At 61.0% G+C, this 15,491-nt stretch carries 13 protein-coding genes; 3 read left to right on the forward strand and 10 right to left on the reverse strand.

Annotation, left to right across the window (positions count from 1 at the left end; translation table 11 throughout):
• Positions 1-123: 123 nt before the first annotated feature.
• The 7 genes from CD351_RS15105 to CD351_RS15135 form a co-directional block, all read right to left on the reverse strand.
• Positions 124-1,863 carry a hypothetical protein gene (locus CD351_RS15105; RefSeq protein WP_162627771.1) on the reverse strand — a complete coding sequence of 580 codons (1,740 nt, stop codon included), beginning with the start codon at positions 1,861-1,863 and terminating at the stop codon, positions 124-126.
• A gap of 190 nt (positions 1,864-2,053) precedes the next feature.
• Entirely contained in the window at positions 2,054-3,022 is a 969-nt protein-coding gene (locus CD351_RS15110; RefSeq protein ID WP_111993400.1) for a CsgG/HfaB family protein, read from the reverse strand.
• Entirely contained in the window at positions 3,022-3,444 is a 423-nt protein-coding gene (locus CD351_RS15115) for a curli assembly protein CsgF (RefSeq protein WP_174214281.1), read from the reverse strand. The genes CD351_RS15110 and CD351_RS15115 overlap by 1 nt, the downstream gene beginning before the upstream one ends.
• Positions 3,445-3,696: 252 nt before the next feature.
• Positions 3,697-6,324 (reverse strand): methionine synthase, encoded by a 2,628-nt coding sequence (gene metH, locus CD351_RS15120; RefSeq protein ID WP_111993402.1) that lies wholly within the window; start codon positions 6,322-6,324, stop codon positions 3,697-3,699.
• A gap of 1 nt (position 6,325) precedes the next feature.
• Entirely contained in the window at positions 6,326-7,372 is a 1,047-nt protein-coding gene (locus CD351_RS15125) for a homocysteine S-methyltransferase family protein (protein WP_111993403.1), read from the reverse strand.
• Positions 7,369-8,298: a methylenetetrahydrofolate reductase gene (gene metF, locus CD351_RS15130; protein ID WP_111993404.1), complete on the reverse strand. Its 930-nt coding sequence runs from the start codon at positions 8,296-8,298 to the stop codon at positions 7,369-7,371. Before metF ends, CD351_RS15125 begins: the two co-directional genes overlap by 4 nt.
• Positions 8,295-9,302, reverse strand: coding sequence for a metalloregulator ArsR/SmtB family transcription factor (locus tag CD351_RS15135; RefSeq protein WP_111993405.1), 1,008 nt, complete (start codon positions 9,300-9,302; stop codon positions 8,295-8,297). The genes metF and CD351_RS15135 overlap by 4 nt, the downstream gene beginning before the upstream one ends.
• Positions 9,303-9,440: 138 nt before the next feature.
• Between CD351_RS15135 and CD351_RS15140 the strand changes: the two genes are divergently transcribed.
• Genes CD351_RS15140 through CD351_RS15150 form a run of 3 tightly spaced genes read left to right on the forward strand, consistent with a single transcriptional unit; the run spans position 9,441 to position 12,396 of the window.
• Positions 9,441-10,520, forward strand: a complete 1,080-nt coding sequence (locus CD351_RS15140) for a Gfo/Idh/MocA family protein (protein ID WP_111993406.1) — start codon at positions 9,441-9,443, stop codon at positions 10,518-10,520.
• A gap of 3 nt (positions 10,521-10,523) precedes the next feature.
• Positions 10,524-11,480 (forward strand): aldo/keto reductase, encoded by a 957-nt coding sequence (locus tag CD351_RS15145; protein ID WP_111993407.1) that lies wholly within the window; start codon positions 10,524-10,526, stop codon positions 11,478-11,480.
• Positions 11,473-12,396, forward strand: coding sequence for a TauD/TfdA family dioxygenase (locus CD351_RS15150; RefSeq protein ID WP_111993408.1), 924 nt, complete (start codon positions 11,473-11,475; stop codon positions 12,394-12,396). The genes CD351_RS15145 and CD351_RS15150 overlap by 8 nt, the downstream gene beginning before the upstream one ends.
• Before the next feature lie 8 nt (positions 12,397-12,404).
• Here the strand turns inward: CD351_RS15150 and CD351_RS15815 are convergent, their stop codons facing one another.
• From CD351_RS15815 to CD351_RS15160, 3 genes are all read right to left on the reverse strand, one after another.
• Positions 12,405-12,542 (reverse strand): hypothetical protein, encoded by a 138-nt coding sequence (locus tag CD351_RS15815; RefSeq protein WP_162627772.1) that lies wholly within the window; start codon positions 12,540-12,542, stop codon positions 12,405-12,407.
• Positions 12,543-12,622: 80 nt separating this feature from the next.
• Entirely contained in the window at positions 12,623-14,356 is a 1,734-nt protein-coding gene (locus tag CD351_RS15155; RefSeq protein ID WP_111993409.1) for a solute:sodium symporter family transporter, read from the reverse strand.
• Between the two features lie 199 nt (positions 14,357-14,555).
• Positions 14,556-15,482: an NAD(P)H-binding protein gene (locus CD351_RS15160; protein WP_111993410.1), complete on the reverse strand. Its 927-nt coding sequence runs from the start codon at positions 15,480-15,482 to the stop codon at positions 14,556-14,558.
• Between the last annotated feature and the right edge of the window lie 9 nt (positions 15,483-15,491).

The raw sequence follows: 15,491 nt of genomic DNA on the forward strand, positions 1-15,491 counted from the left end.
CTAGTTTTTTTCGGTCGCGACGTGCGGAGCCTTGAGCTCCATCATTATCGTTAGAGGCCTGCTGCCTCAGAAAATCTGGGAAGGCCGCTCCATTGAAAGAGCGGCCTTCCCAACCCGTGTTGTTTAGAAAACCGGCTGAACCGGGACGGTCGAACCTTGCTGGACCGTAGCGGTGTTGCCAGTGCCGTTCTGGGTGATGCTCGAGAAGCTGCCATCGTCCTGCGCGACGAGCGCGTAGTTGCTGCTTCCGTCCTGCGTGATGATGCTCACGTTGTCGTCGCCAAGCTGGATCGAATACGCTTCGTTCGAGCCGCCAGCAGTCAGTCCGTTCTGGGTGATCGTGCTGCTGTTGTTGCCGCCGAGCGACTGATCGATGCTGGCCGTATTGGCGTCGCCTCCACCGAACAGGCCCTGATCGATCGTCGCAAAGTTGGTCAGACCGGTCCCGGCCTGATCGACATTCGCGAAGTTGGTCGAGCTGTTCTGCGTGACGTCCGCAAAGTCGTTCGTGCCGATCTGGTCGATGAACACATCGTTGTCAGCGCCGCTGGTACCGCCCTGATCAGTGAGAACCAGGTTACCGGTTCCAGTCTGATTGACCTGTGCATTCTGGAGGTCGCCGTACTGCGCTACGTTTGCTTCGTTGTCCGAACCTTCTTGTGTGATATCCGCATCGGCATTCGATGCACCAAGAATGGTCGGAGCAAAGGCGGGCACATTTTCACCCTGCGCAATGGAAGCCGCGTTATCGCTGCCACCGCGCTGAGTGATATCGGCATCACTGTTTGTCGCATCGGTTTGGAAGACCTGTGCGCTGGTACCAAAGACCGCAGCGGTAGCGGTCGCCTCCTGTGTGATCGTAGCGGTGTTGTCGCCCGACGTTCCGGTTTGGAAAATATCGGCAAAACCGCCCGTCCCGTCCTGGTTGACGTCGGCGTTGTTATTGCCGGTGCTACCAGTTTGCTCGACAATCGAAGCGTTGTCCGATGAGGTCTGATCAACGGTCGCTACCTGCAAGGTCCCCGACTGTGTCACATCGGAGTCGTGCCCGTTACCGGTCTGATCGACAGAAGCCGAAAGGCCGCCGTCGTTGAGACCAAGCGCATCCTGCGTCACGGTTGAGGTGCTTATACCGTCCTGATCGATGTCTGCAAAAACGTCATCCGCGCCGTCGCCAGTTGCTGTCTGAAAGACGTCAGAGGTCGCCCCACCAGTCTGATCGACGGTCACCCGAACGTTCGGATTCGCATTGCCTGACTGGCTTGCGATCTGCTGGACATTCGAGATCGAGTCGGTCTGGTTAACGTCAGCGCGAATGTTCTTGCCGCCATCGAAACCAAGCTGGGAAACGGTCGAATTCGACGTCCCGTTCTGAGTGACGAAGGCACGCAGCGTACCGCTGAAGCCGCCGCCGGTCGAAGTCTGGTCAACCTGCGAGACGTTGCCGTCGTTATTCTGCTCAACCTCGGCGAGCTGGTTGAAGCCCGAATTGGCATCGATCGTCTGATTGACGACCGAATCGTTGCTGTTGCCGTTTTGGGCGACAATCGCTTCAGGGTCACCCACCAGGCCGACGGAACCGGTCGATGCATTCGCATCCAGCTGAGTCACATTGGAGATATTACCATCGCCATCCTGGGTGACATCAGCCAGGGCACCGAGCGAATCCTGATCAATATCCGAAACGTTGTCGTCGCCGTCCTGGTCGACGTCGGCTGTGTTGTTATCGCCATTCTGGTCGACGATACTGCAGTTTCCAGCAACCGTATTACAAGCAGCAGGTTCAGTTGCCTGCGCGAAAAGTGGCGCCGTCGCGAGCGACAAAGCCGCCATCGAAACGCCGCTTAGGATTATCTTCTTCATTTCATTCCCCCCGGTTGGGTCAGAGACCATATCAACCTCGCAAGCCCGGCCATTGCCACCGAGCCACGAGAGCCTCTTGTTTCATCCATTGAGAGATCGGGACCATTCCCTCACCCTCGACTGTAACGACCCTTCAGGCGCGCTTATTTCAGCGTATTGCACGCGCCTTGAAACATTTTGCCCGCCTAAATCACGAGCCTTCTTCGTCATCCTCTCCGCTATCCACGACTGTAAGTGCGGTCAGCGAACCGGCGCGCTCAACGGCATTCTGCACGTCGCCCGCGTCGTAAATTCCGTCGCGCTCAGCGCGATAGGTGCTCATAAGGGCCTCGGCGCTCGCCATGTCGGCAAAGCGCCACAAGCCCAGATCCACGCCTTCAAGGACGAGGCCATAAACCGCCTTCTCAATCGCCTGCTGCAAGGCAACCTGATCAGGCTCGTTCGAGGTAATACCCGCCTCGGCTTCGAGCAGTTCGCGGAAGGCGACGAAGCGATATGCGCTCGCACCGATGGCCTGACTGGCGATAGTCTTGGACGCCTGAACGTTGGTGAGAACCTCACCAGTGCGAACCGAAACCGCGCGCAGATAGACCGTCACGGTGTCCTGGCGATATTCGGTGCGAGCACCAATTCCGAGGAAGGCCGCGCCTGCACCGCCAGTAACGGTGTTGGTGTCATACCCGATGATCCCGCCCTCAAGCAGCACGCCCGCAAACAGCAAGGCGGGCAGCGCATTGGGATCGGTCTGCTCTTCGCCAAGATAACGGCGACGCATCTCGCCGATGATCTGGCGCTCTTTGAGAAGGTTATCGAGACGCTCGCGCTCAACCACGGTGAACCACTGACGACTGCCAGCATCCTGGAGAGCCTTGACCAGAATGGAGCCGGCACCCTGCGTTACCGCACGCGAAAGCGTCTGACCGGTGTTGGTCGGACGGAACTGACCGGTCTGATCAGTAAACCCGTAAACCGCTATAGCCACCTGCCGCTGAGGCGCGGGAAGCTGGTTCAGCAGACCTTGCGTCTGCGTCTTCTTCGGGAAGTAGGCAAGGCTTGTGGTTTCAGGCAGGAAATCGCGCCCGTCTTCGCCGATGGACATACATCCACCAAGACCAAGCGCCAGCGCTGCGAGCACGCCAATTTTCGCAAACAACCGCATCAGTTCACCTCGATGAAGAGCGGTATAACGATGCGGGTCTCTTCACCCGTATCGTCGTTGCGGATTACCAGCGTCACCTCGTCGAGGCCGCGGAAGAATTCGATCGTCTGACCGCCGAAAGTGATCGTCCCCTGCTCTTGCGGGTTATCGCCGAAGATCGCGTCAACGATCTGCGAAGACAGCGCCGAAAGCAGCCGCGATTCAAGCTGGCGGGCGAAAATGCTGGACTGATCATTGCGATCAACCGCATCAGGATTGGTCGTATTGTTCTGGGCATTGGCAGTGCCGAGAATGTGTGCCGAATTGAATGGGTTACCCCCGAAAGTCGGACTGATCGGCTGATGCACGAGATCTTGTGCAAGTGCCGGACCTGCAATCGTGGCACTGGCCAGAGCCAGTGTCACCGCTGCTATGCGTAGCATTGTCTTTCCCCTCTGCCCTAACGGACAGCCCTAACCGAAAATTAAGACTCTCGCACGGGTTAGTACGGTGAGTCGCCCTCAAAGTCGACCCGTTTAATACATCATCGCGCTGAAATGGCCAGCAATCCAGCGGCTTGCCAACCGGTCAGTTGCAAATCTGTGCCTTAATGGCACGTCCGGCTGCAAAGCCTTGCGAAGGCTCGAAATGGTTAATTTCGAGCCCATCCGGCGACTATCGAGCAACTCGGTCGTTTACAGATTGGGGCGCAGCCAGCGCTCCGCCGTGGCAAGGTCGACCCCGCGACGCTCGGCATATTCCGTTAGTTGATCGCGGCCAATTTTCGCGACCCCAAAGTATTGGGCTTCAGGATGCCCGAAGTAAAAGCCGCTGACAGCAGCCGTCGGCCACATTGCGAAGCTTTCGGTCAGACTGAGCCCGGTATTCGCCTCGGCATCGAGCAGATCGAACAGGATCGGTTTAAGCGAATGATCGGGGCACGCGGGATAACCGGGAGCGGGGCGTATGCCGCGATACTGCTCTTTTATCAGAGCTTCATTGGTTAGTTGCTCATCAGGGGCATATCCCCACAAGTCCTTGCGCACGTGTTCATGCAGCGCCTCTGCAAACGCCTCAGCGAAACGGTCGGCCAGCGCCTTCAGAAGAATGTCGGAATAGTCGTCCTTGTCCGCCTGGAAACGTGCCGAGTGCGGCTCGATCCCGTGGATGCCGACCGCAAAGCCCCCGATCCAGTCGCCGTGAGGGTCGATGAAATCGGCAAGGCACATATTGGCCCTGTCGCGGCTCTTCTTGATTTGCTGACGAAGAAACGGAAGGCGCACGTGCTCTTCGCGCTTCACCCGATGAATGGTCACGTCGTCGCCGTCGCGTGCACACGGCCAGAAGCCGCATGCGCCGCGCGCGGTCAGCCACTTTTCTTCGATAAGCCGGTCGAGCATCGCGTCTGCGTCTGCCTTGAGACTGCGAGCGCTTTCTCCAACCACCTCGTCGTCGAGGATTTTGGGATAGGTCCCGTGCAACTCCCATGCGCGAAAGAACGGGGTCCAGTCGATATATGGACGCAAGTGTTCGAGCGACCAATCGTCGAACACGTGGACGCCGGGCTTAAGCGGCGGTGCAGGCTTGTCCGACAGATAGGCGTCGTAAAAGTTAGCCCGCGCTTCTTCGAGCGGCATCAATTGCTTTTCCGCTTTGCCTTCGCGCGCATCGCGGACATGTGTGTATTCGCTCGCGACTTGGGCAACATAATCGTCACGCAGCGTATCCGACAACAGCTTGGAAGCAACGCCGACCGCACGGCTCGCGTCGAGAACGTGGATCACCGGCCCTTCGTAATTCGGGTCGATCTTGAGCGCGGTGTGAACCTTGCTCGTGGTCGCACCACCGATGAGCAGCGGCATGGTCATCTGCGCGCGCTGCATTTCCTCGGCAACTGTGACCATCTCGTCGAGCGAGGGAGTGATGAGACCCGAAAGCCCGATCATGTCGGCCTTGTTGTCATTGGCGCTCTTAAGGATGTCCTGCCATGGGACCATCACGCCCATGTCGATCACTTCATAGCCGTTGCACTGCAGCACGACGCCCACGATATTCTTGCCGATATCGTGCACGTCGCCCTTTACGGTCGCCATGATGATCGTCCCCTTTGAGCTGCGCTCGGCTTCCGGCAGCAACTCTTTCTCGGCTTCGATAAAGGGGATGAGGTGCGCGACGGCCTTTTTCATGACGCGCGCGGACTTGACCACTTGTGGCAGGAACATCTTGCCGGACCCGAACAGATCACCGACCACGTTCATCCCGTCCATCAGCGGGCCTTCGATCACTTCGATCGGCCGACCGCCCGACGCCTCGAGCGCGGCGCGCGCCTCCTCAGTGTCTTCGACAACATGCGCGTCGATACCCTTGACGAGCGCATGCTCCAGCCGCCGCGAAACTTCCCAGCCGCGCCACTCCTCGGCGGCCTTTTCGTCAGCGACCGACCTGCCTTTGTAGCTTTCTGCAAGCTCGATCAGCGCTTCGGTCGCGCCGGGTTTGCGCATCAGGATAACGTCTTCGCACGCCTCGCGCAGCGCAGGGTCGATCGTGTCGTAGACATCAAGTTGCCCTGCATTGACGATCGCCATGTCGAGGCCAGCCGGGATCGCATGGAAGAGAAAGACCGAGTGCATGGCGCGGCGCACGGTCTCATTCCCGCGAAAGCTGAAGGAGAGATTGGAAAGCCCGCCACTCGTTTTCGCGTGAGGGCACTGCTCCTTGATCTCGCGCACCGCCTCGATGAAGTCGAGGCCGTATCGGTCATGGTCTTCAATCCCCGTCGCCACAGCGAAGATATTAGGGTCGAAGATGATGTCCTCGGGCGGGAACCCGATGCCGGTGAGCAAATCGTAGGCGCGTTTGCAAATCTCGACCTTGCGCCGCTTGGTATCGGCCTGGCCGACCTCATCGAACGCCATGACCACCACGGCCGCGCCATAGGCCATGCATTTGCGCGCCTGATCGAGGAATGGCTCTTCGCCTTCCTTCATGCTGATCGAGTTCACGATCGGTTTGCCCGAGACGCATTTAAGCCCGGCTTCGATGACATCCCATTTCGAGCTGTCGATCATCACCGGCACGCGGGCAATGTCGGGCTCTGCGGCAATCAGCTTGAGGAAGGTCGTCATCGCGTGCTGCGCGTCGAGCAAGCCTTCATCCATGTTGACGTCGATCACCTGCGCGCCGTTCTCAACCTGCTGGCGAGCGACTTCGACTGCGGTGGCGTAATCGTCCGCCATGATGAGCTTCTTAAAGCGAGCCGAGCCGGTGACATTGGTGCGCTCGCCGATATTGATGAAGCGGGCGCTTGAGTTCGTGCTGGTCATGTCAGGACGCCACCACGAATGCTTCGAGGCCCGACAGCCGCATCGCAGTTTCCGGGGTGGGAACTCTGCGCGGGGGCAATCCGTCGACCGCCTCTGCAATCGCCTTGATATGAGCGGGCGAAGAACCACAGCATCCGCCAAGTATGTTGGCCTGCCCGCTCTGCGCCCAAAGCTTTACGAGACCGGCGGTCGTCTCGGGCATCTCGTCATATTCGCCCAGCTCGTTGGGAAGGCCGGCATTGGGATAGGCCATCAGAAGGGTGTCCGCGATAGCCGAGAGCGATTGAATATGCGGTCGCAGCTGATCGGCGCCGAAGCTGCAATTGAGGCCGATAGTAACCGGGTTTGCATGTCGCACTGCGTACCAGAACGCCTCGACCGTGTGGCCTGACAGGTTGCGGCCAGACAGGTCAGTGAGCGTCATCGAGATCATCAGCGGCAAGTCGCGGTCAAGCTCTTGCTCGAGCTGTCTGACAGCCATGATCCCGGCCTTGGCGTTGAGCGTGTCGAACACCGTTTCGATAAGGATGAAGTCCACCCCGCCTTCGACCAGGGCGGCAGCCTGCTCCTTGTAAACGGCGGTCAGTTCGTCAAAGTCGATCTCGCGAAAACCGGGGTCCTCGACGTCAGGTGAAAGCGAGAGCGTTTTATTGGTGGGCCCGATAGCGCCTGCGACGAACCGGGGACGACCATCCCTCGCCTCGTACTCATCGGCCAGTTGGCGCGCGATCCTGCCGCTCGCGATGTTGATCGCCGCCACCTGACCCTCGGCTGCATAATCCGCCTGACTGATGGAATTTGCCGAGAATGTGTTGGTGGAAATGACGTCGGAGCCTGCCTCGAGATAGCTGCGCGTGATATCGGTAATCACATCTGGCCGGGTCAGGGCGAGAATATCGTTGTTGCCCTTCTGGCCGACCTTCAACCCAAGATCGCCCGCATAGTCTTCCTCGCTAAGCTTGCGCTCCTGAATCTGCGTTCCGAACGCACCATCGAAGATGAGTACGCGCTTTTTGGCGGCCTCGTTCAGCCTTTGACGTGCGCTCATGCGGTATCTCCTGCAGGACGCTTGCCGAGCATGTGGCAAATTGCATAGCTGAGCTCGGCGCGATTGAGTGTGTAGAAGTGGAACTGGCGCACGCCGCCCGCATAAAGCTTGCGACATAATTCGGCTGCGATGGTTGCACTCACCAGCTGGCGGGCGGCTGGGCGTTCGTCGAGGCCGTCGAAAAGACCCTCCATCCACGATGGGATCGCCGTTCCGCACATCGCGCTCATCCGCTGGACCGCAGCAAAGCTCATCACGGGCATAATGCCGGGCACAACCTCGGCAGTGATGCCTGCTGCAGCGACCTCGTCGCGGAAGCGGAAGAAGCATTCGGGATCGAAGAAGAATTGCGTAATTGCACGGTCAGCGCCCGCGCCGAACTTGGCCTTCAAGTTTTCGATATCGGCCTGAGCATCAGGGGAGTCCGGATGCACCTCCGGGTATGCAGCCACCGAGATTTCGAAGTCGGCGACTTTCTTGAGCCCTGCAATCAGGTCAGCGGCGTTTTCATAGCCACCAGGATGCGGCGCATAAGCGGACGCCCCGTCGGGTGGATCGCCGCGTAGGGCGACGATGTGGCGGATGCCCTCTTCCCAGTAATGGCGGGCGACCTCGTCCACTTCGTCTTTCGTCGCGTTGACGCAGGTGAGGTGTGCCGCCGCCGGAATTCCAGCCTCTTTCTGAATGCGCACGACCTGTTCGTGGGTGCGCTCCCGCGTCGAACCGCCTGCGCCGTACGTGACCGACACGAAGCGCGGCCCGAGCGGTGAGAGTGTCGCCACCGAGCTCCATAACGTCTCGCCCATCTTCTCGGTCTTGGGCGGGAAGAACTCGAAACTGATGTCGATATCGCCGGGGAGGTCGGAGAACAGCGGCGCGTCAAGCGCTGTCTTCGCCTCGTGAAGCTGGTTGAGTGTAGGGGTCATGCGTTTGCTTCTTTGAGAGAAGGATCGGTCTTGTGATCGTGAGTTACGGAAGGAAGCTTGCGGCGGGTGCCAATCCAAATTTTCACCACGAGTTCGCCCCCTTCGAGCGCGATAGGCGCCTTGGGCGAGAAGCCCGCATCGCGAAGCAGCCTTGCCATTTGCCGATCGCTGAAGCCGAGCCGCGCATGTTGGTAGCGGCTGCGCAGCTCTTCGCGATCATGCGCCGCAAAATCGACTATCGCAATCCGCCCTCCTGCCCGCGTCACGCGCGCTGCTTCGGCCAGCGGCAATGCCGGGTCTTGCGCAAAGTGCAGCACCTGATGAAGCAGCACGGTGTCGAAGCTTTTCGCCGGGAAATCGAGTGCAGTGAAATCGCCCTGCACAAGCTCGATCTGCGAAGTCGGAAGGTGCTGAAGCTTGGCCCTTGCTACGCGCAGCATCTCCAGGTTCTTGTCCAGAGCCACGATGCGTTCGGCATCTTGCGAGAACAGTTCCGCCATGCGGCCCGTGCCCGTACCGATGTCGAGCACGGTGCCCAGCGGTGCGTCGCCAAGAGCTTTGGACAGCTGCTGCTCCACCTGCGCATCGGGTGTATGAAGCGCGCGCAATTCGTCCCATTCGCCTGCATGGCGCGCGAAGTAATCCTCGGCATTGGCTTCGCGCGACTTGTGAATGGCGGCGAGCTTGCGTCGATCATCGTCGCATTGTGCGGCAAATTCGGGATTTTCCCGCTCCGCCGTCGCGAGCAATCGGTCAAGCGCGGCAAGCGTTGCATCTGCATCGTCGCCGCTGCCGGTCGATCGCAGGAACACCCAGCTGCCCTCACGCCGTCTCTCGGCAAGACCAGCGTCACACAATATGCCGACATGGCGGGAAACACGCGGCTGGCTTTGGCCCAGCACCTGTGCAAGTTCACCCACCGCAAGCTCCATCGCCGAAAGCAACCGCGCAATGCGCAGCCGGGTCGGATCGGCAAGGGCCTTGAAGATGGTGTCGATAGCCATGGTCAGGCTATCATATAAAGATATTTAGATATGTGTAAATGCAGTCATTGCCGATGGTGTCGGATCGCGCCAGCACACCGGCGATGCTGCATTTCCTAGCTTGCCAATCCAGCGCCGTGCGCACAAGAGCACGCGAATATGAGCGAGAGCAGACGATACGCAATCATCGGCTGCGGCATGATGGGCCGCGAGCATATGGCAAACCTCGCTCTGGTACCCGGCGCTCACCTTGTCGCGATAGCCGATCCGGATGAAGGATCGCGCAAAGCCGCGCTCACTCATGCGCAAGGGCTCGGCCAGCAGATCTCCCTCTTCGACGACACGCAGATCATGCTGGCCGAGGCGAAGCCAGAAGCCGTTATCATCGCCTCGCCCAACTTCACCCATTTTGACGTCGTTCGCCCGGTGATGGACGCGGGATGCGCGGTGCTGATGGAAAAGCCGATGTGCACCGCCATCGACGAAGCGCTGGTTCTGTATGAGAAAGCGCGCGATTATCCGAGCTTGTTCTGGGTCGGGCTCGAATACCGCTACATGCCTCCCGTCACCAACTTCATCAGCCGCGTTCATGCGGGCGATGCCGGTGACATCAAGATGCTGGCCATTCGCGAGCACCGTTTCCCTTTCCTCGTGAAGGTGGGTGACTGGAACCGTTTCAACCGCAACACCGGCGGCACGCTGGTCGAGAAGTGCTGCCACTTCTTCGACCTGATGCGCCACATATTGCGCGATGAACCGGTCCGCATCTTCGCCAGCGGTGCGCAGGACGTGAACCACCTTGATGAGCGATACGATGGTGAGGTGCCCGACATCATCGACAATGCCTTTGTGCTGGTCGACTTCGCAGGCGGAGCGCGCGCGGTGCTCGACCTGTGTATGTTCGCCGAGGGTTCTCAGGAGCAGGAAGAGATCAGCGCAGTCGGTCCTGAAGGCAAGCTTGAGGTGAAGTTGCCCGGCGGTTTCGTCACATGGTCGCCGCGCGACAAATCGGGGCCTTTCGCGCAGCACATCGCGACCCCGCCCGACGCGCTGGCTGCAGGCGACCACCACGGCGCAACCTACTACCAGCAGCGCGACTTTCACGAGGCCCTCGTGAGCGGCACCGCGCCGCTTATCACTGCACGCGACGGCTATCGCTCTGTCGTGATGGGAGCCGCCGCCCAGCAGAGCATTGCCACCGGCCTTCCGGTCGCGATCCAGTTCGAGGACGAGGATTAAGACATGCCCCAATCCATGCCTCCAGTTGGCTTCGGCCTTTGGAAGATCCCTCGCGAAGACACCGCAGCAAGCGTGGTCGAGGCGGTGCACGCAGGCTACCGCCATTTCGACAGCGCAGCCGATTACGCCAACGAGGCCGAGACCGGCGAAGGTCTTGCCGAGGCGATGGCGGACGGCCATGTCACCCGCGACGATCTCTGGATCACCTCCAAGCTGTGGAACACGTTCCACGCGCCCGACCATGTGGAGGAAGCGTGCCGCAAGACGCTCGCCGATCTTCAGCTCGACTGTCTCGACCTTTACCTGGTCCACTTCCCGATCGCGCTTGAATATGTGCCGATCGAGACGCGCTATCCGCCTGAGTGGCTGCACGATCCGGACGCTACCGAACCGGTCATGAAGCCCGCCAGGGTTCCGCTGCACCGGACCTGGGCGGCGATGGAGGCGCTCGTCGACAAGGGGCTCGTGAAACAGATCGGCGTCTGCAACTACAACTCCGCGCTGTTGCACGACCTGATGACCTATGCCCGCATCGAACCGGCGATGCTTCAGATCGAGGCGCATCCGTATCTGACGCAAGAGAAGCTGATCCGCTGTGCGCAGGGTTATGGCATTGATGTCACCGCCTTCTCCCCCTTGGGCGCGCAAAGCTACTTTGAGCTCGGCATGGCCGACGAAGGCGAGAGCCTGCTTGGCGCTGCGCCGGTGATGGTGGCAGCCCAGGCTCACGGCAAGACGCCCGCGCAAGTGCTGCTGCGCTGGGGCGTGCAGCGCGGGACTGCGGTGATCCCCAAGACCTCGAAGCCGGAGCGGATGCGCGAGAACCTCGACATCTTCGACTTCGAGCTTTCGTCCGTCGAGATGGCCGCGATCAGCGCGCTCAACCAGGACCGCCGTTTCAACGATCCCGGCGTCTTCACCGAGGCCGCCTTCAACACCTTCCACCCGATCTATGACTGAGACACCGACGAGCGAGTTTCCCGGCATCATTCCGGGCGGAGGCGATCTGGCCGCGTTCCTTGCGGCCAACAGGGGCGCGGTCAATGCCGCGCTTGCCGATGCGGGAGCGTTGCTGTTCCGCGGTTTCGACGTGCCCGACCCGCAAGCGTTCGACGCCGCGGTCGAGGGGTATGGCGAACCCGGCTTTACCTACGAGGACTCGCTTTCCAACGCGGTGCGCACCAATGTCACGCCGCGCGTTTTCACCGCCAATGAAGCCCCGCCCACGACCGAGATCTTCCTCCATCACGAGATGGCGCAGACCCCGCTCTATCCGTCCAAGCTGTTCTTCTATTGCGAGATCGCACCGCAAGCGGGCGGCGCAACGCCGCTGTGCCGGTCCGACTGGGTGCTCGAACGTCTGGCCAACGAAGCGCCGGGCTTCGTGTCGCGTGTCGAGGCAGAGGGCGTGCGCTACACCAATGTCATGCCGGGCGACGACGATGCGGGATCGGGTCAGGGGCGCAGCTGGCGCAGCACCTTGAGCGTTGCGGATCGCGACGGAGCCGAAGCGCGGCTCAGGCAACTTGGCTATGACTGGGAATGGCTCGATGATGGCAGCCTTCGGGCAACCACGCCGAGGCTGGACGCCGTGCGCGAGCTTCCCGATGGTCGCCGCACCTTCTTCAACCAGCTGATCGCCGCCTTCCGGGGCTGGGCCGACAGCCGCAACGATCCGAACCGTGCGATCACGTTCGGCGATGGATCGCCGATAACGAGCGATGACATGGCCCCGGCCATCGCGATCGCGGACGAGCTGACCAATGACCTTGCCTGGCAGGCGGGCGACGTCGCGCTGGTCGACAACTTCCTCGTCATGCATGGCCGCCGCCCGTTCGAGGGCAAGCGCCGGGTGCTCGCCAGCCTTGTGGCCTGATCGCCGCGCTAGAAGCGCGAGCGCTGGATCGCCCCGTCCCGAGCGCGGGTGAAGCTTCCCCCGGTGAGGTTGCGGACCGTGCCGAGCCTTTGCAAGCGCGGGCGTGTGTAGCGCCGCTTTGAGCGAGGATCCTTCGTAGATGACATTAGCGACCTCCAGTTCGAGATTCGCCCCCGTCACCATTGTACGCCCGCCCGTTTCGCTCACAATCCGGCCAGGCGCCCGATCAGGCACTCTGGCCCGCTTTGCTACCGGCCCGTCGTAAGCTTAACGCCCATAACGCGATATTGCCCGCAATCAGCGCTCCCACCAGCATCGCAAAGGTTAACGATGGCCCTTGCGGCGATGCCGCGCCGAGCGGGGAGAACAGCAGATAGGTGGCGACCACGCAGCTGAACAGAGTCACCGCCAGCGGCCTTGCGAAAGGCCACGGCGTCAGGTCCACCTGCTCATTTCGGGTGAACTGCCATGGCGTCTTGCGCGGGGCGAGCCAGCCGCAGGCGAGCATGATGCCGACCTCGATCACAAACAGGATCGCATATTGGTGGAGGAAGTGGATCGTCACCACGTCGTCGAACGCGAAGCGCAGCAGGCCGTATGCGATAACGTGGAAGACGATCACGATCTTCGCGCCCAATGCCGGAACCCGCGCCGTGAACAGACCGACGATCACGATCACCACGGTGGGTATGTTGTAGAAGCCGGTGAAGATGCGGATGATCTGCCACAGCCCCTCGGGCGAGAACCACAGGAGCGGTGCGACCACGAAGCTGAACAGCGCGATCACCACGCTTGCGATCTTGGCGACCCGCACCAGCTCGGCATCGCTCGGCAGCGCGCCGTTCACGCTCTGCCTTGCCGGGCCGTACACGTCGAGGCTGAACAGCGTTGCTGCACTGTTAAGCAGCGAGTTGAAGGACGAGAACACCGCGCCCAGCAGCACGGCGAGGAAGAAGCCCGACATCCATAGTGGCAGCACGTCGCGGATCAGGCGCGGATAGGCCTCGTCGATGGTGCCAAGGCCGGGGCCGTACATGTGGAAGGCGATGACGCCGGGGATCATCATCAGGAACGGGACCATGATTTTGAAGAAGCCTGAAAGCAGCACGCCCTTCTGCCCCTCTGCCAGCGACTGCGCGCCGAGCGTGCGCTGGATCACGTATTGGTTGGTGCACCAGTAGAACAGGTTGGCGACGATCATGCCGGTGAACAGCGTTCCGAACGGCGTCGGCGCGTTTGCATCACCGATGGCGTTTAGCTTCTCGGTATGCTCGCTGCCGAGCGTCGCCAGCCCTGCGCCAAAGTCGCCGCCGCCCAGCGCGATCAGCCCGAAGACCGGCACCGCAATCCCGATGATGAGCAAGCCCACGCCGTTGAGCGTATCCGACACCGCCACCGCGCGAAGCCCGCCGAAGATCGCGTAGATCGCCCCGATGCCTCCGATCGCGATAACCGTGACCACCAGCGCTTCAAAGTTGCCAAGGCCTGTCAGCTCAGGCACGTCGAAGAAGGCGATCACCGCAAGGCTGCCCGAGTAGAGCACGCTGGGGATCGTCACGAGGCCATAGCCGAGCATGAACAGCACCACCGACATGCGCCTCACCACGGGATCGAACCGGTCGCCGAGGAACTGCGGCAGGGTTGTGAAGGCGCCGGCGAGGTATCTGGGCAGGAAGATGAGCGCCATCGCGATGGTTGCGACCGCCGCCGTCACCTCCCAGCCCATGCTCGATAGGTTGTATCCGTATGCAGAGCCATTGAGCCCAATCAGCTGCTCTGCCGACAGGTTGGTCAGCAGCAGCGAACCGGCGATGAAGGTCGCGCCCAGCCCGCGTCCGGCGAGGAAGTAGCCGTCCTTCGTCTCCGCACTTCCGCGCGTCTTCATCCAGCTGATCCATCCGACCAGCGCCATGAACGCAATGCAGGTGCCAAGCGTGAAGGCGATGTTGGTTCCCGTCACGCCGCGACCTGTTTCGATGGCCGGATGTTACACGCAAGGCCCCTTTTGAGAAAACCGACTGGGCCGAATACACGTGGGGCTTCAGGGGCTTGCAGCGAAAATCGCTGTAGGAAGTGTGACTTTCCAGTTTCCAGACGGGCGCATATCGTCATCGCGCCGGTGCTTACCAAGCCGCGCTCAAGTAGGAAAACGCATAGCCTCATGAAGCGGCGCTCAACATCGCGCGGTAGTGATCGCGCAATGTGTCCTCACCGAATTCAGGCGTTGCCTCCGCGTCGTATTCGCCCGTTTCTTCGTCCAGCACCAACATGCTCTGCGTCGCGTAATAGTGAGCGATGCGCGCATATTCGGCCTTTTCGGCGAACCATGACGAAAACGGCGCCACCAGCGACAGCACCCGCGAGGCTGCGAGAAACAGGCGCGGAGAGATCGAACGGAAACGGGCTGGCTTGTCCGCAAGCTCAAACAGCATCTCGCCCTGTTCACGCAAAGATATGGCGGGACCGGGACCGCCGATGGGCAACACCTTTCCTTGGCGCTCCGGGTTGCCGACACTGTCGACTATGAAGCGCGCAAGGTCCGCATCCGAGATCGGCTTGCAGCGGGTGAGTTCTCCATCGCCGAATATCAGGAATGGCTTGCCGTCGCGCACCCGCCCGACCTGCCCCGACAGCGATTTGAAGAACGCGGTCGGGCGGATGATCGTGTGCGCAATATCGGCCTCGCTCAGCGCGGCCTCAAAGGCGAGCTTGGCATGCTGAAAAGCAAGGCGCGGGCGCTGCACACAGATGGCCGAAAGGAGGATGAAGTGCTCCGCATCCGCTTGCCGGGCGGCGCGCAGCAGGTTGAGATTGGCGTCGAGGTCGACCGCCTTTGCATCCCTTGGCGACCCGTTGCGCGAGGCGAGACAGGAAATGACGGTCGCAGGCCGCGCCTCGTCCAACGCATGCACCAGCGCGGCAGGATCGGACAGATCGACCACGCGCCTTTCGGCCCCCTCAAGCTCGGGCAATTGTCCCGCCCCCTCGCTGCGCAGCAAAGCCGTCACCGTGTAGCCGCGCGCCGCACATTCGCGCACCACCGCGCGGCCTATCGTGCCGCTCGCCCCCGCGACTGCCACCTTCATCAAAGAGGC

This window comes from Erythrobacter sp. KY5 (assembly GCF_003264115.1).
Classification (GTDB): Bacteria; Pseudomonadota; Alphaproteobacteria; order Sphingomonadales; family Sphingomonadaceae; genus Erythrobacter.

What these genes read in the sequence shown, in the direction of transcription:
- CD351_RS15135 (WP_111993405.1), bottom strand. Translation starts at nt 9,302, where the DNA reads ATGGCTATCGACACCATCTTCAAGGCCCTTGCCGATCCGACCCGGCTG.
- CD351_RS15105 (WP_162627771.1), bottom strand. Translation starts at nt 1,863, where the DNA reads ATGAAGAAGATAATCCTAAGCGGCGTTTCGATGGCGGCTTTGTCGCTC.
- CD351_RS15815 (WP_162627772.1), bottom strand. Translation starts at nt 12,542, where the DNA reads ATGTCATCTACGAAGGATCCTCGCTCAAAGCGGCGCTACACACGCCCG.
- CD351_RS15150 (WP_111993408.1), top strand. Translation starts at nt 11,473, where the DNA reads ATGACTGAGACACCGACGAGCGAGTTTCCCGGCATCATTCCGGGCGGA.
- CD351_RS15145 (WP_111993407.1), top strand. Translation starts at nt 10,524, where the DNA reads ATGCCCCAATCCATGCCTCCAGTTGGCTTCGGCCTTTGGAAGATCCCT.
- CD351_RS15125 (WP_111993403.1), bottom strand. Translation starts at nt 7,372, where the DNA reads ATGAGCGCACGTCAAAGGCTGAACGAGGCCGCCAAAAAGCGCGTACTC.
- CD351_RS15110 (WP_111993400.1), bottom strand. Translation starts at nt 3,022, where the DNA reads ATGCGGTTGTTTGCGAAAATTGGCGTGCTCGCAGCGCTGGCGCTTGGT.
- CD351_RS15160 (WP_111993410.1), bottom strand. Translation starts at nt 15,482, where the DNA reads ATGAAGGTGGCAGTCGCGGGGGCGAGCGGCACGATAGGCCGCGCGGTG.
- CD351_RS15115 (WP_174214281.1), bottom strand. Translation starts at nt 3,444, where the DNA reads ATGCTACGCATAGCAGCGGTGACACTGGCTCTGGCCAGTGCCACGATT.
- CD351_RS15140 (WP_111993406.1), top strand. Translation starts at nt 9,441, where the DNA reads ATGAGCGAGAGCAGACGATACGCAATCATCGGCTGCGGCATGATGGGC.
- metF (WP_111993404.1), bottom strand. Translation starts at nt 8,298, where the DNA reads ATGACCCCTACACTCAACCAGCTTCACGAGGCGAAGACAGCGCTTGAC.
- metH (WP_111993402.1), bottom strand. Translation starts at nt 6,324, where the DNA reads ATGACCAGCACGAACTCAAGCGCCCGCTTCATCAATATCGGCGAGCGC.